This is a genomic window from Arthrobacter sp. 10T416 (assembly GCF_056394165.1).
In genome coordinates this window covers 202,861-221,596 of the sequence record NZ_JBFTHI010000003.1, presented here as the reverse complement: position 1 = coordinate 221,596, position 18,736 = coordinate 202,861, and the positions used below count along the sequence as shown (strand labels likewise).

Below are 18,736 nucleotides of genomic sequence, written 5' to 3'. Positions count from 1 at the left end.
GCCGCCGCTGGCTGGCGCCGCGGCGCCGCCGAGGAGCGCCGCGCCGTACATCGTGTGGCTGTTGACCTTGGCAAGTGTTGTTTCCTGGCGGCGGGGAGTTTATTTCTCCGGCGGCCTGGATCCCGTGGTGGTCATCAAGGGCGCCGTTGGACTTGCGGCACTGGCGGCCGCTGCCTGGAGTTTCCGTCGCGGCGACGGCAAGCTGCGAGCCGGCAGCCGCACCCTGGCCTTCCTTCTGGTCTACGTATCGATCTCGATCCTCGGCGCGATCTCCGACGGCAACCTGCCGGCGTCGCTGATCCTCACTGTCCGGGTGCTGCTCATCGCCGTTTCCATCGTGTTGCTGGCCGGCACGTTTCCGCCCCGGACCCTGGTGCATTCGCTGCTGGCCATGATGGCGCTGGTGGGGCTGTGCGCGACGGCATCAGGGCTTGAAACCATGGGGGCGGAGGGGAGGATCTACGGTGTGTTCCCTCCCCTGAACCCCAACGAAATTTCACTGCTTTGCGGTTTGCCGGCCCTGGGGGTGGTGCACGAGCTGAGTATCGGCACCATGAAGAACAGGGTGGGTCTGCCGCTCCTGGCCGCCCTGCTGGCCGCCGTGTGGATGACCGGGTCCCGGACAGGTTTCTTTGCTTTTGCTGTGGCGTGCGTGCTGATCCTGATGCACGCACGGCGGCTTCGCCTCGGCGCCGGGCTGGCCCTGATCGCCCTTGTTCCGGTTGGTTTCTACGTCCTGACCGAGACCACAGTGGTCTCGAACATCGTGGAGCGTGGAGATGCGGCCGGGGCGGACCTGCTGACACTCAACGCCCGCACGATCGCCTGGGACACGGTGCTCAGCACGCCGGCAGATACCTGGCAGCGCTGGGTCGGTGCCGGGTTGTCCGTAAAACAGGTCGCTGTTGAAGGCCAGTACTGGCAGGACCAGGTGCTGGACAGCAGTTGGATTTCCGCGCTGGCCCAGGCGGGGGTCATCGGCACGGTGGTGCTGGGTGCCTGGTCGCTTTCGGCCGTCCTCGCGAGCCTGTCCGCGAAGAATGTCCGCTCCATCACGACCCCGATCCTGGCCTTCATCCTGATACGGAGCTTCCTCGAAAATGGCCTGGTCGATTCCAACGTGCCCTTCATCGTGTTCCTGACGGTGTCGCTTCTGGTCGAACGTGTCAGGAGTAGCGGCCCGCATCCCGGGGGCGCTCACGTTCCGGGCGGGTTAGGCCGGCCAGGCGCCCAGGTGCTGGATTCCCAGGTTTCTGCCCAGGGCGGCCGCCACAACGCCCGGTAGGGGCTGGCCGAGGGTCGTGTCCCTCGCTGCGACTTCGGAGGTGGGCTGCCAGCCGCTCAGGGCCGGCCGTCCGTCCACGAAGAGGTGGGAGGATTCCTGCCCGGTTGCGGACCTGAAGCCCGGGACGGTGGTGAACACGGCGGGATTGCCCGGCCCCCGCGACCACACGACTACCCACGAGGGGCTGCTGGCCGACGGGCGTTGATAGACATCCCCGTTGGCCGTGATGCCTAGTTGCTCGGCGCTGAACTGATGCGAATAGTCCTCCACGCAGAGGAGGCAATTGCCGGTCCCGCCGGCCAGGATGTTGTTGCGGACGGCGATCCTGGAGTTGATCCACGTCATGGTCGGGTCGGGGAACACCTGCCGGGGGTCGTGGCCGGGCAGCGCACGGTTGCTGGCCCGGCGGCCGTCCTGGACGATATTCAGATTCCGGCTGTTGGCGCTCACCGTGTTGTTCCACAGGTCCACGTTGCTGGTGTCGTTGAGCTTGATGCCGTTGCCCAGGTTCGCGGCGATGTAGTTGTCGGCGACCAGGAATTTGGCCGAGATCTCCATGGTCAGGCCATGCCCCTGATTGGAGACCATGTCATTGCGAGTGATGACACCGTTGTAGACGGATTCGTCAAGCCACAGGCCCGGGCCCGCGTTGCGCACAAACGAACTGTCGCTGACCTTCACCCCGCGGGAGCGTGTCACCTTGAAGCCACCCGACACCGGGGCCTGGTTGAACAGTTCCGTGTTGTTGCCGTAGGCCAGGATCGAGGTGGCCTTGAAGTTGTCCGCCGTGCTAGCGCTGCCGCCCAGCATCCCGTTGCGGGCCAGGGTGAGGTTGCGGAAGGTGATGTTGGCGCCGACCGCGTGGATGCCGGTGCCGGCGTTGTCCGTCACGGCGACGTTTTCGACCGTGACGCCGTCTTTCTCCGCAGTGATCGCGCCCATGTCCGGTATGGACGGCGCAAACCGGCGGAACCCCACTCCGCGGAGTGTGGTGCCGCCGCCCTGCAGTGTCGCGGCCTTGGAAATGTCGCTGGCGCGGACGCTGTGGCCCGTAGGGTTGCTCCCCAGATACAGCTTCCTGGCGGCGTAGTCCACGAAAAAGGTACCGGTCTTGACCTGGTCCAGAGCCTGGACCTGCGGGACGGCTTTCCCGTCGATCCAGACCTGGTCCGGGTGGGCGGCCATCGGGTGGGCCCGGTTGACGAAGGTCCAGTTGGCCGTGCTGCCGTCGGGGGCCCCGCGGGTGTACGTGGGGCTGGCATCGAATCGCGCGGTCCAGCCGCTGGAAACCCAAAGGTTTCCGCTGGCAACCCAGTTCTGCACCGGAACGCTTCCGTCGAACCAGACAGCCTCGTGGGGGTAAGGCTGAATGGTCAGTCTCTTGTTCGCCGGGACAGTTACGCTCTCGTGGTACTGACCTTGCCTGAGAACAATGGTCGAACCGCTGGCGGCCAGGGCGACGGCGCGGGCCACCGTCCGGACGGGCGTTCCCGGGGCGCCGGTTGCGGCGTCGGACCCGCCGGGGGAGACAAATAGCGCGCCTGCCGGCACCGGATACGCCGTCGAACCCACGGCCGGGGATCCTGCCGTCAGGCGGGTCCCGGTGAGGTCCATGGCCGGCTGCGGATCCGTTACCGTCGCAGCCGCGGCCAGCCGCGGCGTCGAAGGCGCCGCCTGCCCCGGGGCCGAGGCCAACAACGGGGCGGCCACGATGAGGGTGAGGGCCGCCGCGCCCGCTACAGGACGCTTTAGGCGCAGCCGGGGTGGGACGTTAAACCTGAGGGTAGCCATACGCAGTCCTTGAGTGAGCAATGGTTGGAGGTGAGACCACAGGAGAGACCGTCCGACGATTGTTGCATGGCGGCGTGGCTACCGGAAGCGGCCTGAAGTCCGGTATCAAGGCGGGGAACGGCCCGAAAAACGACGGCGGACGGTCCGGGGCCGCAGTGTCGGCAAATCTGCGCGCAGGGCCTACGCTGAGGGAATCACGGCGGCTCGAGGCTGGGGAGGAAGCTTTTGGGTTCTGAAGAATGCGCCACTGCGGCGAGCCGGTTGTCCAGGCGCCAGTTGGTGGTGCTGTCTGCAAGCTCAATGATCCTGCTGCCCGTCTGGGCCTGCGCGCCCTCGAAGTCCGGGCCCGACGGCAAGAGTCACACGATCGACGGGCTGCTGCGTTCCAGCCCCTTCTATATCGCTCACCGGGGCTCCGGGGATAACTGGACGGAACACACCGAGGCCGCCTACAGCCAGGCGATCGCGGCAGGGTCGACGGCGATCGAAGTTTCAGTCCACGCCACCAGCGATGGCGTCCTGGTCTGCCACCACGACGAGTCGACCCTGCGGCTGACGGGGCAAGACCACAGGATCAAGGACCTGGACTACCCTGCCGTGGCTGGGCTCCGCGCCGATGCGCGCCAATGGCTGGGCCCCGCGGCCGCGCCCCAGCCCATTCCCAGGCTGAGGGACGTCCTGGATGCCCACGCCGCCACGCATGTGATCTTCATCGAAGACAAGCAGGGCACCAACACCAAGCAGCTCCTGGACCTGATGGACAGCTACCCGCACGCCACTGAACATTTCGTGTGGAAACAACCCGCGGCGTCGCCGTCCTACCGGCAGGCACAGGACCGGGGCTACAAAACCTGGGGATACTTCATGGACGGCTCGGACGGCCAGTTCGACCGGTACGCCCGCAGGCACGACCTGCTCGGCATCTTCCACAACGCTACCGACGATGAGATCCGGCAGCTGGCCGCCTTCGGGAAACCGACAATTTGCTGGGAAGTCCACACCCGGTGGATGCGTGAGCGGCTGACGGGCCTGGGCGTCCACGGGATGATGTGTTCAAACATCCCCTATGTCACGGGTGGCGCCGCGTTGGGCGTCGCCGATGCCTTCGGCACGGGATTACGCGCCGCAGGTGACCTGCCGTCCAACATCAACTGGACAGCCCAACCGCTGATCAGAGCGGACACCCAATCCGTCCTCCTGGCCAGTAACCCGCCGCTGAGTTACTGCCTGGGATCCATGGCGCCAGTGGCGGGCGGGACCTACACCGTCGCCTTCCACATGCGGTGGCCGGAAGAACCATCCGCCCAGGCCCGGGCAGGGCTTGCCTTCGGGCAGCACAGTGACGCTCCATACGTACCCACCACGTCGGGGCCCTCTGGTTACCACGTGACAATGGACCCATCGGGGGATTTGGCCCTGTTCCGCCGGGCGGAAGATGCCTCCGAAAGCACGAAGTTGGCCAGGGTCCATACGGCTCCCCCCGTTGCCGGGGAATGGATGGAATTCCAAGTGGACGTGTCGCCCGATTCAATCCGCATTGCGCGGCTGGACGGGGGCCGCGCCGTCGCATCCGTCGACGACACGTCCGAAAAGGGAAAGTATTTCTCCCTCTGCAAAAACTACGGCGGCCAGCCGGGGGTGGAATTCCGGCGCGTGACAGTGAGCGTTGGATAAGCGAGAATCCTGCTAGAAAAGCGTGAGGCATTACTCCGACCCCTTCAGGGAAAGGCAGCTTTCGTGCGGATACTCTTCGATGGACATTGGTGGATCGACGGGCCGGCCTCGAACCGGGAAGTCCTCCGGCAAATAGTTGTGACGTGGATCCGCGACTACGTCGATGACGAGATTGTGCTGGCCGTGCCGCGGAAGCACGTCAGCGCGGTGCAGAACGAACTCGGCCCCTCGGCCAGGGTGGTTCCGTCGCGGCTGGTCCCGCACGGCGCCAGTGCGATTCTTGAATTGCCACTCTTGAACCTGCGGCATAAGGCCGACCTGATGATCGCGCACAATTTCGCTCCGGCCTTTGGCCCATCGGTGGTGTTTATCCACGATTTCCTCTTTTTGACCAATCCGCAGTGGTTCACCTTTGCGGAGCGGCGGTACTTCGGTTTTATGCCGCTGCTGGCCCGCCGCGCAAAGATGATTTTCACGTCGTCGAAGAATGAGGCGCAAAGGATCCGGCGCTTCGCGAAGAGGGGCAAACCGGTTCATCCGATCGGGCTCGGTCCCAACATTGGGGTTGTCCATGCCGAACCTCGGCCGGTCCCTGACCTTGCGGGGCTCCGCGGGTTCATCCTGTCCGTGGGGCGCCTCAACATCCGCAAGAACCTGGGCATGACCCTGGACGCGGCCCTTGAGTCGGGCCGGATCTCAGCAGAGTACCCGCTGGTGGTTGTGGGCGCTGAATCGGGGAAAGGTGCGGAGTTTTCCCCGCGGCTCCGCGAAGCGGTCGAGTCGGGGGCGATCCGTTTTCTCGGCTACACCTCCAACGAAGAGCTGGCGTGGCTGTACTCCACTGCGGATGCTTTTATCTTCCTGTCCCTTGATGAGGGATTCGGCATGCCGCTGCTGGAGGCGCTCTCCTTCGGGACCAAAGTGCTGGCCAGCGACATCCCCGTGTTCAGGGAGATTATGGGCGACGCCGCAATGTTCGTTGATCCCACCGACCTGGCCGCCGCGTCCGCCGGCATCAGATCGGTCCTCGACGCCGAGCCGGATCCGGCCAGCGCGGCGCGGGTGCTGGCTAACTACTCCTGGGCCGGCACTGTCCGGAGGATGCGCCAGCACGTCAGCGGCACGGGTTCCGATCCGTCCGCGTCTCGCACTGATTCCCCGGCCAATCCCGGACCGGCCGGGTAACTCTTCGATAAAGGCCCGCCGCGCAGGGGACTCAGGGCCGGCTTTGCTCGATACGCTGAAGGGGATAGCTGCAGTCTCCGGGGAACGGGCTACGTCCATCAGCCGCCTAGCGAGGAGTCCCGTTGGCTTTTGCAGAGTACGACGTCGTGATCCAGCGCGACGCGTTGAGCGTGTATTACTTCCTGCTGGATCCAGGGAACCTCCCGGCCTGGCGCGACGGCATCCGCGGCGTTGAATTGATCTCCGGCGCAGCGTGCTCCGCCGGTGCCATCTACCGCCCGCTCCTGGCCGGCGCCGGATTCCGGCCCGCAGCGGCGGACTTCGAACTCACGGCCACCCGGCCGGGTGCCGAGATCCAGTTCCAGGTGGTGGTGGGACAGGCCCGTCCGCACGGCGGCTACTACCTCAGCACCGAGCGCGGCGGCACCCGAGTCCGGTTTGCGCTCCGTTACCGGCCCTCGGCGGCCGAGTTTCTCTCCTACGGCAGGCTCCGCCGCGCCATGAAGGCCGAGGTCGCGCAGCTGGAGCGGCTCAAGACGGTGCTGGAAGCGCAGCGGGCCGCCGCCTAGGGGCGCGCGGCGGTAACACTGGACGCACGGCTACGGCCCGGCGATTACTGCGGTACTTTTGATCCTGTGCTGATCTCAGACCGCGACATTCGTACCGAAATCGATTCCCACCGGATTGTGCTGGAGCCCTTCGACCCGGACATGGTCCAGCCGTCGTCGGTGGACGTGCGGATCGACCGCTTCTTCCGGTTGTTCGACAACCACAAGTACGCACACATCGACCCGTCCGAAGACCAGCCGGAACTGACCCGGCTGGTGGAGGTCGACTCCGGCGAGCCGTTTATCCTGCACCCGGGCGAGTTCGTGCTCGGCTCCACCTACGAGACCGTCACGCTCCCGGACGACATTGCCGCCCGGCTGGAGGGTAAATCCTCGCTGGGCCGGCTGGGCCTGCTGACCCACTCCACCGCCGGGTTCATCGATCCCGGTTTCTCCGGCCACGTCACCCTGGAACTGTCCAACATGGCGACGCTGCCCATCAAGCTGTGGCCGGGCATGAAAATCGGGCAGCTATGCTTCTTCCGCCTGAGCTCTGCCGCCGAGCACCCGTACGGGTCCGGCGAGTACGGGAACCGCTACCAGGGCCAGCGCGGCCCGACGGCGAGCCGCAGCCACCTGAACTTCCACCGCACCGACATCTAGCCGGCGCCGGTTCCTAAGCGACCGGCCGGACCGGCAATCCGGCACGTTTGGCCGGGCGCCGCAGGACCTTCACGATCGGTTCCACGAAGCGGGCGGCCAACGGACCCATCACGGCCATGATCAGGACGTAGGCCGTGGCCAGGGCGGCCAGTTCACGGGGGACCACCCCGGATGCCACGGCGAGCCCGGCGATCACGATCGAGAACTCCCCGCGGGCGATCAGTGCGGCCCCGGCACGGAAGCGGCCGGGGAGCGCGATCCCGGCCCGCTTGGCTGCCCACACCCCGGTGATCATCTTGGTCGCGGCCGTCAGCACGGCCAGCGCCAGCGCCCACCCGAGCACCGGCGGGATGGAGGTGGGGTCCGTGTTGAGGCCGAAAACGACGAAGAAGATCGCCGCGAAAAGGTCGCGCAGCGGCTCGAGGATCCGGGTTGCACTGTGCGCGGTGGCGCCGGAAATCGCGATGCCCAGCATAAAGGCGCCCACGGCGGCGGAGACCTGCATGGCGGCGGCCAGCCCGGCGACGAGCAGCGCGGCGCCCAGCAGGTTGAGCAAGAAAACCTCGGAGTTTTCGCTGTGCACTGCTTTGGACACGTGGTGCCCGTGCCGCAGTGCAACCACGAGCACCAGGGTGACGACGGCGAGGGAGATCCCGACGGTCTGCAGGCCCACGAGGAACGTGACCCCGGCCAGGGTGGCCGTCAGGATCGGCAGGTAAATGGCCATCGCGAGGTCCTCGAAGACGAGGATGGACAGGATGACCGGTGTTTCGCGGTTACCGATCCGGCCAAGGTCCGTGATGACTTTCGCGGCGATGCCGGACGAGGAAATGTACGTGACGCCGCCCATGACCATGGCGCCCACCAGCCCCCAGCCCAGCATCACGGCAAGGCCCGCTCCCGGAAGGAAGTTCAGGACGAGGTCCAGCACGCCGGCCTGCCAGGAGCGGCGTAGGCCGGTCACGAGCTCCGCCGCCGTATATTCCAATCCGAGCATAAGCAGGAGGAGGATAACGCCGATCTCGCTCGAGAGGTGCGCGAACTCGTGCATTCCCTCCAGCTTGACCAGGCCGCCCGCGCCGAAGAACAGGCCCCCGATCAAATAGAGGGGGATGGGAGACATGCCGATCCGCCCGGCCAGCCTGGCCAGCAGGCCAAGACAGAACACGACGGCCCCCAGTTCGATGAGGGTCAGGGCGAGCGGATCCATGCCGCTTATCCGTTGCGCAGGATGCCGGCTGCCGTATCCAGGCCTTCTTGGGTGCCAACGGCCACGAGCAGGTCGCCCGGATGCAGGACGACGTCGGGGCCAGGCGAAGGGAGCACTTCACCCTCGCGCATGATGGCCACGATCGAGACGCCACTGCGGGTACGGATGCAGGCCTTGCCCATGGGCTGGTTCTGGAAGGGGGAGTCGGCGCCGATGGAAAATTGCCGGGTGACGATGCCGGGGACCTCGCGGTGGGCCTCGGAGAGCTGCATTGCCAGGCGCTGTCCGCCGAGCAGGTTACCGAGGGCAGCGGCCTCGTCGGCCGTCAGCGGGATGGAGGCCTGGCAGGTGTCCGGGTCGTCCCAGGTCGAGACGATCAGCTCGGTCTGGCCTTCGCGGTATTCGACGACGCCGATCCGGCGCCCCGAGGCGGTCATGAAGTCCTTGCGCCGGCCGAGGCCGGGCAGGTCTGTCTCATCCACGTTCATGCCTCCAGCCTAGTGCGCCGACCCGGATTTCGGGCAGCTTCAGGCCTCGGGTACCACCGCGATCTCCGTCTTGCCGGGCGCTTTGACCGGTAGCAGCACGAGCAGCCCGGCGAGCAGGACCACCATGATGCCCAGGATGCCCCAGCGCTGCGCTTCGCCGGGAGCAACAAGGGGCGTGGCGACGGTGATGCATAGCGTAAACAGCGCAGGGGCCAGGAAGCTCACGGCCCGGCCGGTGGTCGCGTACAGGCCGAAGAGCTCCCCCGACTCGCCGTGCGGGGCGAGCCTAGCCAGATAGGCGCGGGAGCAGGACTGCGCCGGACCGACAAAAAGGCACAGGAACAGCCCGAACACCCAGAACGTCGTGCTCCCGGCCCAGTCCATGCCGAAGAAGGAATACTTCCCGTTGCCGAGGATGAGGATGACGCTCCCGGAGACCAGCAACCCGGCCAGCGAGCCAATGATGACCGCCTTGGGTCCCACCTTGTCGTCGAGGAACCCGCCCAGCAGGGCCCCGGCGGCGGCCACGATGTTGCCGAAGATGGCGAAGAAGATCACCTGTTTGAGTTCGAAGCCAAAGGTCCCGGCGGCGATGATGCCGCCAAAGGTGAACACGGCGGCGAGCCCGTCGCGGAAAATGGCGCTGGCCAGCAGGAAGTAGATGGTGTGCGGGCTGGTCCGGTAGATGGCGCGGATCCGGCGGCCCAGCAGGCCGTAGGACGCGAAGAACCCCAGGTTGGAGTGCCGGGCCTTGGGTACCTCGGGCACCGCGAACATCACGGGGATGGCGAAGACCAGGAACCAGAGCGCGGAGAACACGGCGACGAGGCGGATGTTCAGGCCGTCCTGCGTGGAGGCGCCCACCCAGTCGATGGTCGGCTGGACGAAGAGCTGCAGCACGATCAGCAGCGCGACAATTCCGCCGAGGTAGCCGGAGGCCCAGCCGAAGCCGCTGATCTTGCCGATGTTTGCGGGGGTGGAGATTTGGGCGAGCATGGCGTTGTAGTTGACGCCGGCGAATTCGAAGAACACGTTGCCGAGCGCAATCAGTGTCACGCCCAGCAGCAGGAACTCGGGGCGGGGGAAGACAAAGAAGCAGAGGCCGGTCAGGAGCGCGACGGCGGCCGTGTTGACGCCGAGCCAGAGTTTCCGCCGGCCGCCGGTGTCCGAGCGCTGGCCGGTGACCGGTGCCAGCAGGGCGATGGCCGCCCCGGCGATCGCGAGGGCCGAGCCCAGGACGGCGGAGGCCTGGTCCTCGCCGCCGAAGGCCTTGGAGGTCAGGTAGACCGTGAACACGAAGGTGGTCATCACGGCGTTGAAGGCCGCGGAGCCCCAGTCCCACGCAGCCCAGGCAAGGACGCGGCCCTTGCCCGTGGCATGCGCGCCGGACTCGAGTTCCGAAGCAGGGCGCGTGGCCTGGGGTATGGCGGAGTTCATAGCCTGATGGTAGCCGTCCGCATGCCGGGGCCTTGGAACCAACGGCCCTGACGCCGGCGGGTCCTCGGCGAGTGCGGGGAGGCGGCCGCCGCGGGTGGTCTGGCCCGTCACGGTCAAAACAATTTGTCAACGCTTGGTAAACTAGCCGCACCGAACCTAACCAATTGCCCCGCCTGCTCCAACTTTTTGATAATCGCATTCCCGACGTTGCGGAGATACCAGTGATCACAGTCCTTGCCGTGCACTTCGCGGTGGCTGCTGTGGCCCCGTTCCTCTTCCGCAGACTCGGTAGAAACGCGTTCTTCGCGCTGGCGGCGGTGCCCGCGGGTTCCTTTGTGTGGCTGGTCTTCCAGCACGGAATGGTCTATTCGGCCGCCGGGTCAACCGCGGTGTCCATCCCGTGGATCCCTGACCTGAGCCTGGAGCTGGCCTTCCGCATGGACGCCCTGGCCTGGGTCATGTCCCTGCTGATCCTGGGCGTCGGCACCCTGGTCCTGGTTTACTGCGCGCGCTATTTCAAAGACAAAGACAGCTACCTGGGCGGGTTCGGCGCCCAACTGCTGGCCTTCGCCGGTGCGATGTTCGGCCTGGTCACCGCCGATGACCTGCTCCTGATGTTCATCTTCTGGGAACTGACCACGGTCCTGTCCTACCTGCTGATCGGCTACGCCCGCACCCGCCTCTCGGCCCGGCGATCGGCGCTGCAGGCGCTGGTGGTCACCACCGCCGGCGGCCTCGCGATGCTGGTCGGGCTGATCATGCTGGGCGCGACGGCAGGCACCTACCGGATCTCCACGATCCTGCAGATGGCGCCGGACCTGGTGGCCGGCCCGGCGGCGGCGGCCGTGGCCGCCGCCGTCGTCCTTGTCCTGGTGGGCGCCATCACCAAGTCCGCCCTGGTGCCCTTCCACTTCTGGCTCCCCGGGGCGATGGCGGCGCCGACGCCGGTCAGCGCCTACCTGCACGCCGCCGCCATGGTGAAGGCCGGGATCTACCTTGTGGCCCGGCTGGCTCCCGGTTTCGCCGAGACGGCGTACTGGCTTCCGGTGGTGCTGGGCCTGGGCCTGGCGACCATGCTGGTGGGCGGGTACCGCGCCCTGCGGCAGACGGACATCAAACTCATCCTCGCCTACGGCACAGTCAGCCAGCTGGGCTTCCTGACCATGGTGGTCGGCCTCGGCAAACCGGATGCGGCGCTCGCCGGGCTCGCCCTCCTGCTGGCCCACGGCCTCTTCAAAGCCACACTGTTCCTGGTGGTCGGCATCATCGACCACCAGGCCGGGACCCGCGACATCCGCAAGCTCTCGGGCGTCTACCAGTCCTCCCGTGCGCTGGCCGTGGTGGCGGCGATCGGCGCTGCTTCGATGGCCGGTGTCCCGCCCCTGGCCGGCTTCGTGGCGAAGGAATCGGTCTTCGAGGCCTTCGTGCACCACTCCGGCGCCGGGACCGGACCGTGGGGACTCGTGCTCCTTAGTGGCCTGGTGCTCGGTTCCATCCTGACGTTCGCCTACAGTGCCCGGTTCATGTGGGGCGCCTTCGCGGTCAAGCCCGGCGTGCCGGCCACCCCGTTCAAAGCGATCCAACCCGCCTTCCTGGCCACCCCCGCCCTGCTCAGCCTCCTGACCGTGGTTTACGGCGTGTGGCCGGACCCGGTGGACGGCTGGATCCAGCCGTACGCTGCGCTCTTTTCCGGCCATGCCGGTGCCGCCGGCGGTGAGGCCGACGCCGGCCACCTGGCACTATGGCACGGCCTCACCCCGGCCCTGGGGCTGACTGCCGTCACGTTCGCCCTCGGCCTGGCGATGTTCTACGGCCGCAACGCCGTCTCCCGGGTGCAGGCCCTGGTCCCCGGCTGGGTCGACGGCGACCGCGCCTACCAGCTGACCATCGGCGCCCTCGACGACGCCGCCGTGTGGATCACCGGCCGCACCCAGCGGGGCTCGCTCTACTTCTACCTGGCGGTCATCCTGACCGTCGCCTTCGCCCTGCCGCTCACGGCGCTGGTCCTGGCCAACAAGCCCCTGCCCGACGGCCTGTACTTCATCGATCCCGGCTCGCCGCTGCAGCTTGTGGCCGGCGCCGGCATCGTGATCGGTGCGCTCGCCGCCGTCCGGGCCAACAAACGGTTCCTGGCCGTGCTGATGGTGTCGGTCACCGGCTACGGGATCGCCCTGATGTTCGCGCTGCAAGGCGCGCCGGACCTGGCCCTGACGCAGATGCTGGTGGAGACCATCATCCTGGTGGCCTTCGTCCTCGCCATGCGCAGCCTGCCGGCCGAACTCCGGGACCGCACCGGCGGCAAATACCGGGTGGTCCGCGTGATCATCGGCGCGGCCTTCGGGATCACGATGATCTTCGTGGCGATCTACGCCCTGGGCGCCCGGGTCGCGACGCCGGTCTCCCTGGAGTTCCCGCGCCTGGCCTACGAGGGCGGCGGGGGACTGAACGTGGTCAACGTGACTCTCGTGGACATCCGGGCGTGGGACACCTTCGGCGAAATCTCCGTGCTGGCCCTCGCCGCCACCGGCGTCGCCAGCCTGATCTTCGTCCGCGGCCGCGGCGACCGCATCGGCCCCGCCTCCTCGGTGGCAGAAGGAACCGTCGGCCGCAGGACCCGCGTGCCGGCGCATACCAGGGACAACGCGGCCCTCGCCATGAGCCGCCGTTTCGCGGCGTCCACCCGGGACGCCTGGCTGGTGGCCGGCCGGACCATGGCGCCCGAACGCCGCTCCATCATCTTCGAAGTCATCACCCGGCTGATCTTCCACTCCATGATCGTGTTCTCGATCTACCTGCTGCTCGCCGGGCACAACCTGCCCGGCGGCGGGTTCGCCGGCGGGCTGATGGCCGGCCTGGCGCTGACCATCCGCTACCTCGCGGGCGGCCGCTTCGAACTGCGCGAGGCCACCCCAGTCAGCGCCGGTGCGCTGCTGGGCATCGGGCTGGCCACCGCCGCCGCGTCCGGTGTGGCACCGCTCCTCCTGGGTGGCCAGGTCTTCCAAAGCGCCGTGATCGAACTCTGGCTGCCGGTCTTCGGCGACATCAAGTTCGTCACCTCCACCATTTTCGACATCGGCGTGTACGTTGTGGTGGTCGGCCTGGCCCTGGACGTGCTGCGCAGCCTGGGCGCCGAAATCGACGAGCACTTCGAAGAGGAACCCGAGGACGGCCCCGGCGAATCGTCCGGCGCCCCGGAGATCGACGGCCTCGCGGCCGAAACCACCGCGAAGGGCATCTCATGAACGTCAATCTGACCTTGCTGACGGTCATGGGCGCGTTGTACGCCTGCGGCATCTACCTGATCCTGGAGCGCAGCCTGACCCGGGTCCTGCTGGGCCTGATGCTGCTGGCCAACGCCACCAACCTGCTGATCCTGGCGACCGGCGGGTACGCGGGCCTGGCCCCGCTGTACAGCAAGGGCACCGCCGCGGGGGATTACAGCGACCCGCTGCCGCAGGCCCTGATCCTGACCTCGATCGTGATCTCCTTCGCCGTCACGGCCTTTATGTTGGGCATCATCTACCGCACCTGGGTGCTGGCCCGGCAGGACGAGATCCAGGACGACGCCGAAGACCGCCGCGTGGCCGAGACACCCAGCTTCGACGCCGAGGACGACGCCGTCATCCCCGTCGAAACCTCGGAATTCCCCCTGGTGGGCGGTGTGGACGGCGTAGAGACCGTGCAGGCCGGCCCCCGGCCGATGCCGGCCGCCGCAGCCGCGGCGGAGGAACAACCCGGTTCCCGCAACATCACCCCCGGCCCGGAAGGAGGGACCAAGTGAACATCGCAAGCTTTGCCCCGCTCGCCGTCGTCCTCCCGATCCTGGGCGCCGCCCTGACCTTCCTGCTAATCCGGCATCCCCGGGCCCAGCGCACCGTCAGCATCGCCCTGCTCTCGCTCACCCTGCTGCTGGAGTGCCTGCTGCTGGCCTCCGTCTGGCAGGGCGGGACAGCATCGGTCAACATCGGCGGCTGGCTGCCGCCCTGGGGCATCGTGCTGGTGGTGGACCAGTTCTCCTCGCTAATGCTGGTGGTCTCCTCCACCATCAGCCTCGCCGTGCTGGTCTACGCCACCGGCCAGGGCATGGCCGACGGCGACAGCGACGCACCCGTGTCGATATTCCACCCCACGTACCTGATCCTGGTGGCAGGCGTGTCCAACGCCTTCCTCTCCGGGGATCTCTTCAACCTGTACGTGGGCTTCGAGATCCTGCTGACGGCCAGCTACGTGCTGATGACCCTCGGCGGAACGGGGCCGCGGATCCGCGCCGGCGTGACCTACGTGGTGGTCTCCGTGGTGTCCTCGGTGCTGTTCCTGATCGCGATCGCCATGATCTACGGCGCCACCGGCACCATCAACATGGCGGACCTGGCCATCAAGTTAATGGAACTGGACCAGGGCACCCGGAACCTGCTGCACGTGCTGCTGCTGGTGGCGTTCGGCATCAAGGCGGCCGTGTTCCCGCTCAGTTTCTGGCTCCCCGACTCGTACCCGACGGCGCCGGCCCCCGTGACGGCCGTGTTCGCCGGCCTGCTCACCAAGGTGGGCGTCTACGCGATGGTCCGGACCGAGACCCTGCTCTTCCCCGGGGACACGTTCAACACCCCGCTGATGGTCGCGGCACTGCTGACCATGGTGGTGGGGATCCTTGGCGCGCTGGCCCAAAGTGACATTAAACGTCTGCTCTCCTTCACCCTGGTCAGCCATATCGGCTACATGGTCTTCGGCCTGGCGATGTCCTCCGTGGCCGGGCTGGGCGCGGCCGTCTTCTACGTGGCGCACCACATCACCATTCAGACCAGCCTCTTCCTGGTGACCGGCCTGATCGAGCGCCGGGCCGGAAGCTCCTCGGTGGACCGGATCGCCGGGCTCGCCAAGCTCTCCCCGCTGCTGGCCGTGCTGTTCTTCGTGCCGGCCATGAACCTCGCCGGCATCCCGCCGTTCTCCGGTTTCCTGGGCAAAGTCGGCCTGCTGCAGGCCGGCGTCGCCCTGGGCACGCCGCTGGCCTACGCGCTAGTGGCCGGCGGCGTGCTGACCAGCCTCCTGACGCTGCTGGCCATCGCAAGGGTCTGGAACCGTGCGTTCTGGCGCAAGCCCGAGGACGCCGAACATCCTGATCCCGTACTCCTGGCCGCCTCCGCCGGCGGCTCCGAAAGCCAGGGCGTGACCCTGCTGCCGCGCACCATGGTGGGTTCCACCCTCGGGCTGGTGCTGTTCGGGGTGGCGCTGACGGTCTTTGCCGGGCCGCTGTTCCAGGTTGCCGGCCAGTCGGCCGGGGTGATGCTGGACCGTACCTCCTACATCCATGCGGTGCTGGGTGACCAGGCGCCGGTCCCGGCCATAGCCCAGCCGCCGGGACAGGAGGGCGGCAAATGACCCGCAAGCGAATCTCCCTGCGCCAGGAGCTGCCGCTGCTTGTCTGGCTCGTGATCGTCTGGGGTGCCCTGTGGCAGGACTTCAGCCCCGGTAACCTGCTCTTCGGCGCCCTGATCGCCGTGGTGGTGGCCCGGCTGCTCTACCTGCCGCCGGTGGAACTGGGCGGCCGCTTTAATGTGCTGCGGGCCGTCCCCTTCGCCCTGGTCTTCCTCGGCAAAGTGGTCGCGGCCAGCTTCCAGGTATTCTTCCTGGCCGTGGTGCGCGGGCCGCGGGTGATCAGCGCTGTCGTCGCCGTCCCCCTCCGCAGCCACTCCGACCTGCTGGTGACGGCGACCGGACACGTCATTTCCCTGATCCCCGGGTCCTTGGTGGTGGAGGTGGACCGATCCACGTCCACGCTCTACATCCACGGCATCAACGTCCGTGACGCCGACGACGCTGCCAGGCTCCGCAAGGAAGTGCGTGACACCGAAGCGGGCTTGATCCGGATCATGGGCACCCCGGCCGAACTGACCGCACTCCAGCAGGAGGTAGCCGGATGATGCCCCTCGTCCTGATCATCACCGCCGTCGTGCTCTCCCTTGCCGCGGCCGGGGCGATCATCCGCATCGCGCGCGGGCCCTCGCTGCTGGACCGGGTGCTGGCCGCGGACGTCCTGCTGGCCATCCTCGGCGCGGCGCTCTGCATCGACATGGCCGTCAACCGGCACCTGAACAACCTGATGCTGCTCGTGGCCATCTCCATCATCGGCTTCGTCGGCTCGGTGACGGTGGCACGGTTCGTGGCGGACCGGAGGAAGCAGCCCAATGAATCCTGAGACGAGCTCCGTGGATACCGTGATCGACGCAGTCTCTGCCGTCTTTATGGTGGTGGGGGCGCTCATGTCCCTCGGCGCCGCGATCGGCCTGCTGCGCTTCCCGGACCTGATGAGCCGGATGCACGCCGCCACCAAGCCGCAGGTACTGGGGCTGTTCCTGCTGCTGTGCGCCGTCGGGCTGCAGATGCGCACATGGTGGGTGTGGCCGGTGCTGGTGGTCGCGTGGATCTTCCAGCTGCTCACGGTGCCGGTCTCGGCCCACATGGTGGGCCGGGCCGGCTACCGGACCAAGCACCTGCACCCGGAACTGCTCAGCGCCGACGAGCTCGAAGCCGTGGTGCAGCAGGCGGCCGGGAAACGCGGGTTCACCGACGACGGCGAGTGACGCCGGGCGGTGTGCCCATAGCGGTGTGCCCTTAGACGATGTCCTGGGTCTTGGCGAAGCGGCTGATGGCGCGCTGGGTGCCGCGGTTGGCGAGGACCTGGATGATGGCGCTGACCGAAGCGGAGATCAGCGCGAACGTCAGGGCCTGGCGCAGGGTGGTGGGGACGTCGTCGTCGTGGCCCTTCGGCGGCTTGTTGCCGGTGGTCTTCTCCCACGCGGTGTCGACCAGCTTGGTCCCGACGAAACCGGCGACGAGGCTGATGCCGGTGCCGAGCAACTTGATGAGGATGTTCATGCGTCGTACTCCTTGCGGGCGGAAACAGGGCTCCCCCTAGCCTAGCGTCCCTGCCGTCCGAGGATTTCCGACAGCGCCTCGACCACCAGCTCATGGTCAGCCTTCTGCGGCAGGCCGGATACGGTGACCGTGCCGATCATTCCGGTTCCGCGCAGGTAGATCGGGAAGGAGCCGCCGTGGGCCGCGAATTCCAGCTGGTCGAACCAGGCGTTGTCCTCGATCCGCCGCCCGGACGCCCGCGCCCGCAGCCCCACGAGCAGGGACGGGACCTCGTACCGCACGGCCGTGCGCTGCTTGGCTTTGATCCAGCGGCCGTTGTCAGGGGTGGCGCCCTCCAGCGCCGCGTGGAAGAGCACCTGCTCGCCCTTGGTGATGTCGATGGCGATCGGATGGGAGCGCTCCCGGCCCAGTTCCACCAGGAGCAGCCCCAGGTCCAGGGCGTCGTCCTTGCTGAAGGACCGGAACTGGAGCTCCTCGATTTCGGTGAGGATGCGGCCGATGAGCTCCGCCAGGGAACCCGGCGGCTGGGGCTCCGCGGAATCGGGGTCGAAGTCGGGGGAAGGCGCTGGGGAGTCGGTCAAAGGAATCACCTTCCGTCAGTGGCGGCCGGGGCCCGGCCGCGGCTGCGGCCGATGCTCGCGATCTGAGCAGACTCTACCAAGCAGGCCGATCCCGGTCACCGGCTCGTGCGGGCGATCTGCCGGGTGTAAACTGAGCCAGCCCACAAGGGTGAATTGCATACGACAGGGGAGCGCCGCCGTCGGGCCTTCCGGAGCAGTCCGGAACCTTAGGTGGGCGCTGAGAGTGCGGACAGCCGCAGACCCTCGAACCTGATCCGGTTAGTACCGGCGCAAGGGAGTCGAGTTCTCAGGGTGCCCGGCACCCGCGGTGCAAACCGCGGCGCCACCGGAGCGCCCTCCCCTCCTGTACCTCAGGAGGAAGACATGACTGATATTTCTGCAAAGCAGACACTGACCGCGGGCAAATACACCTGGCGGGTGGTGGACATTGTGGTGGCGGCGTTGATCGCTGTTGCCGGCGGCGTAATTTTCTGGGCCTGGGACCAGGGCGCGAACGTGGTGACCACGCCGCTGAACGCGGTCTACCCGCCACTGACCGGGCTGTACGCCGGCGGGTGGATGATCCCCGCGATTCTGGGCATGCTGGTTATCCGCAAGCCGGGAGCGGCCGTGTTCTGCGAAACCGTAGCCGCCACGGGGGAGCTGATCATGGGCTCGCAGTACGGCGCGTCCGTGCTGTTCTCCGGCTTCCTGCAGGGCCTCGGCGCGGAGCTCATCTTCGCCGCGTTCCTCTATAAGCGGTTCAACCTGCCGGTCTCGCTGCTGGCCGGAGCGGGCGCCGGCCTGTTCTGCGGCCTGAACGACTCCTTCCTGCCCTGGGGCTGGAACATCGCGTACGAGACCGGTGACAAGCTCGCCTACATCATTTTCTGCGCCATCTCCGGGGCCGTGATCGCCGGCGCCCTGGCCTGGATCGCCACCCGCGGCCTGGCCCGGACCGGTGTGCTGGCTTCCTTCGCGTCCCGCAAGGCGGCAACGGAACCCGTGTTCTCCTAGGGCCC

Annotated in this window: 18 protein-coding genes and 1 riboswitch; of the genes, 12 read left to right on the top strand and 6 right to left on the bottom strand. The window is 67.3% G+C overall.

Annotated elements, in window-relative coordinates; all coding sequences use genetic code 11:
- The first annotated feature begins 67 nt into the window (after nt 1-67).
- Nucleotides 68-1,285 carry an O-antigen ligase family protein gene (locus tag AC1DBE_RS06235; RefSeq protein ID WP_476878664.1) on the top strand — a complete coding sequence of 406 codons (1,218 nt, stop codon included), beginning with the start codon at nt 68-70 and terminating at the stop codon, nt 1,283-1,285.
- Here AC1DBE_RS06235 and AC1DBE_RS06230 read toward each other — a convergent pair.
- On the bottom strand, nt 1,214-3,076 hold the full coding sequence (locus tag AC1DBE_RS06230) for a right-handed parallel beta-helix repeat-containing protein (RefSeq protein WP_476878663.1): 1,863 nt from the start codon (nt 3,074-3,076) through the stop codon (nt 1,214-1,216). The two genes, AC1DBE_RS06235 and AC1DBE_RS06230, sit on opposite strands and share 72 nt — an antisense overlap.
- A 279-nt stretch (nt 3,077-3,355) precedes the next feature.
- Here AC1DBE_RS06230 and AC1DBE_RS06225 point away from each other — a divergent pair, with 279 nt between their 5' ends.
- From AC1DBE_RS06225 to dcd, 4 genes are all read left to right on the top strand, one after another.
- Nucleotides 3,356-4,750, top strand: a complete 1,395-nt coding sequence (locus AC1DBE_RS06225; RefSeq protein WP_476878662.1) for a glycerophosphodiester phosphodiesterase — start codon at nt 3,356-3,358, stop codon at nt 4,748-4,750.
- A gap of 63 nt (nt 4,751-4,813) precedes the next feature.
- Nucleotides 4,814-5,935 carry a glycosyltransferase family 4 protein gene (locus AC1DBE_RS06220; RefSeq protein WP_476969953.1) on the top strand — a complete coding sequence of 374 codons (1,122 nt, stop codon included), beginning with the start codon at nt 4,814-4,816 and terminating at the stop codon, nt 5,933-5,935.
- 122 nt (nt 5,936-6,057) lie between these two features.
- Nucleotides 6,058-6,504 (top strand): SRPBCC family protein, encoded by a 447-nt coding sequence (locus tag AC1DBE_RS06215; RefSeq protein ID WP_476878660.1) that lies wholly within the window; start codon nt 6,058-6,060, stop codon nt 6,502-6,504.
- 66 nt (nt 6,505-6,570) lie between these two features.
- Nucleotides 6,571-7,146, top strand: coding sequence for a dCTP deaminase (dcd, locus tag AC1DBE_RS06210; RefSeq protein ID WP_476878659.1), 576 nt, complete (start codon nt 6,571-6,573; stop codon nt 7,144-7,146).
- A gap of 13 nt (nt 7,147-7,159) precedes the next feature.
- Here dcd and AC1DBE_RS06205 read toward each other — a convergent pair whose 3' ends face one another.
- Genes AC1DBE_RS06205 through AC1DBE_RS06195 form a run of 3 tightly spaced genes read right to left on the bottom strand, consistent with a single transcriptional unit; the run spans nt 7,160 to nt 10,281 of the window.
- Nucleotides 7,160-8,356, bottom strand: a complete 1,197-nt coding sequence (locus AC1DBE_RS06205) for a cation:proton antiporter (protein WP_476878658.1) — start codon at nt 8,354-8,356, stop codon at nt 7,160-7,162.
- A gap of 5 nt (nt 8,357-8,361) precedes the next feature.
- Nucleotides 8,362-8,844 carry a cation:proton antiporter regulatory subunit gene (locus AC1DBE_RS06200; RefSeq protein ID WP_476878657.1) on the bottom strand — a complete coding sequence of 161 codons (483 nt, stop codon included), beginning with the start codon at nt 8,842-8,844 and terminating at the stop codon, nt 8,362-8,364.
- A gap of 39 nt (nt 8,845-8,883) precedes the next feature.
- Nucleotides 8,884-10,281, bottom strand: a complete 1,398-nt coding sequence (locus AC1DBE_RS06195) for an MFS transporter (RefSeq protein WP_476903242.1) — start codon at nt 10,279-10,281, stop codon at nt 8,884-8,886.
- A gap of 221 nt (nt 10,282-10,502) precedes the next feature.
- Between AC1DBE_RS06195 and AC1DBE_RS06190 the strand changes: the two genes are divergently transcribed.
- From AC1DBE_RS06190 to mnhG, 6 genes are read left to right on the top strand one after another with little or no spacing between them, the layout of a single operon-like run.
- On the top strand, nt 10,503-13,523 hold the full coding sequence (locus AC1DBE_RS06190) for a Na+/H+ antiporter subunit A (protein ID WP_476969952.1): 3,021 nt from the start codon (nt 10,503-10,505) through the stop codon (nt 13,521-13,523).
- Complete coding sequence (locus AC1DBE_RS06185) at nt 13,520-14,062, top strand: Na(+)/H(+) antiporter subunit C (protein WP_476878654.1); 543 nt, start codon at nt 13,520-13,522, stop codon at nt 14,060-14,062. The genes AC1DBE_RS06190 and AC1DBE_RS06185 overlap by 4 nt, the downstream gene beginning before the upstream one ends.
- Nucleotides 14,059-15,657, top strand: coding sequence for a Na+/H+ antiporter subunit D (locus AC1DBE_RS06180; RefSeq protein ID WP_476969951.1), 1,599 nt, complete (start codon nt 14,059-14,061; stop codon nt 15,655-15,657). Before AC1DBE_RS06185 ends, AC1DBE_RS06180 begins: the two co-directional genes overlap by 4 nt.
- Nucleotides 15,654-16,199, top strand: coding sequence for a Na+/H+ antiporter subunit E (locus AC1DBE_RS06175; RefSeq protein ID WP_476969950.1), 546 nt, complete (start codon nt 15,654-15,656; stop codon nt 16,197-16,199). Before AC1DBE_RS06180 ends, AC1DBE_RS06175 begins: the two co-directional genes overlap by 4 nt.
- Entirely contained in the window at nt 16,196-16,474 is a 279-nt protein-coding gene (locus tag AC1DBE_RS06170; protein WP_476879464.1) for an MrpF/PhaF family protein, read from the top strand. Before AC1DBE_RS06175 ends, AC1DBE_RS06170 begins: the two co-directional genes overlap by 4 nt.
- A complete protein-coding gene (gene mnhG / locus AC1DBE_RS06165) occupies nt 16,464-16,859 on the top strand; it encodes a monovalent cation/H(+) antiporter subunit G (protein WP_476879465.1) in 396 nt (131 codons plus the stop codon). Before AC1DBE_RS06170 ends, mnhG begins: the two co-directional genes overlap by 11 nt.
- Nucleotides 16,860-16,890: 31 nt before the next feature.
- Here mnhG and AC1DBE_RS06160 read toward each other — a convergent pair whose 3' ends face one another.
- Nucleotides 16,891-17,154, bottom strand: a complete 264-nt coding sequence (locus AC1DBE_RS06160) for a DUF4235 domain-containing protein (RefSeq protein ID WP_476879466.1) — start codon at nt 17,152-17,154, stop codon at nt 16,891-16,893.
- Between the two features lie 41 nt (nt 17,155-17,195).
- Complete coding sequence (locus AC1DBE_RS06155) at nt 17,196-17,735, bottom strand: heme-degrading domain-containing protein (RefSeq protein WP_476969949.1); 540 nt, start codon at nt 17,733-17,735, stop codon at nt 17,196-17,198.
- Nucleotides 17,736-17,889: 154 nt separating this feature from the next.
- A riboswitch (TPP riboswitch) is annotated at nt 17,890-18,029 on the top strand.
- A gap of 69 nt (nt 18,030-18,098) precedes the next feature.
- Between AC1DBE_RS06155 and AC1DBE_RS06150 the strand changes: the two genes are divergently transcribed.
- Nucleotides 18,099-18,731 (top strand): ECF transporter S component, encoded by a 633-nt coding sequence (locus tag AC1DBE_RS06150; RefSeq protein WP_476969948.1) that lies wholly within the window; start codon nt 18,099-18,101, stop codon nt 18,729-18,731.
- Nucleotides 18,732-18,736: the final 5 nt, after the last annotated feature.

Coding starts and splice junctions, on each gene's coding strand:
- AC1DBE_RS06230 (WP_476878663.1), bottom strand. CDS start 3,076: ATGGCTACCCTCAGGTTTAACGTCCCACCCCGGCTGCGCCTAAAGCGT.
- AC1DBE_RS06205 (WP_476878658.1), bottom strand. CDS start 8,356: ATGGATCCGCTCGCCCTGACCCTCATCGAACTGGGGGCCGTCGTGTTC.
- AC1DBE_RS06200 (WP_476878657.1), bottom strand. CDS start 8,844: ATGAACGTGGATGAGACAGACCTGCCCGGCCTCGGCCGGCGCAAGGAC.
- AC1DBE_RS06195 (WP_476903242.1), bottom strand. CDS start 10,281: ATGAACTCCGCCATACCCCAGGCCACGCGCCCTGCTTCGGAACTCGAG.
- AC1DBE_RS06185 (WP_476878654.1), top strand. CDS start 13,520: ATGAACGTCAATCTGACCTTGCTGACGGTCATGGGCGCGTTGTACGCC.
- AC1DBE_RS06175 (WP_476969950.1), top strand. CDS start 15,654: ATGACCCGCAAGCGAATCTCCCTGCGCCAGGAGCTGCCGCTGCTTGTC.
- AC1DBE_RS06170 (WP_476879464.1), top strand. CDS start 16,196: ATGATGCCCCTCGTCCTGATCATCACCGCCGTCGTGCTCTCCCTTGCC.
- mnhG (WP_476879465.1), top strand. CDS start 16,464: ATGAATCCTGAGACGAGCTCCGTGGATACCGTGATCGACGCAGTCTCT.
- AC1DBE_RS06160 (WP_476879466.1), bottom strand. CDS start 17,154: ATGAACATCCTCATCAAGTTGCTCGGCACCGGCATCAGCCTCGTCGCC.
- AC1DBE_RS06150 (WP_476969948.1), top strand. CDS start 18,099: ATGACTGATATTTCTGCAAAGCAGACACTGACCGCGGGCAAATACACC.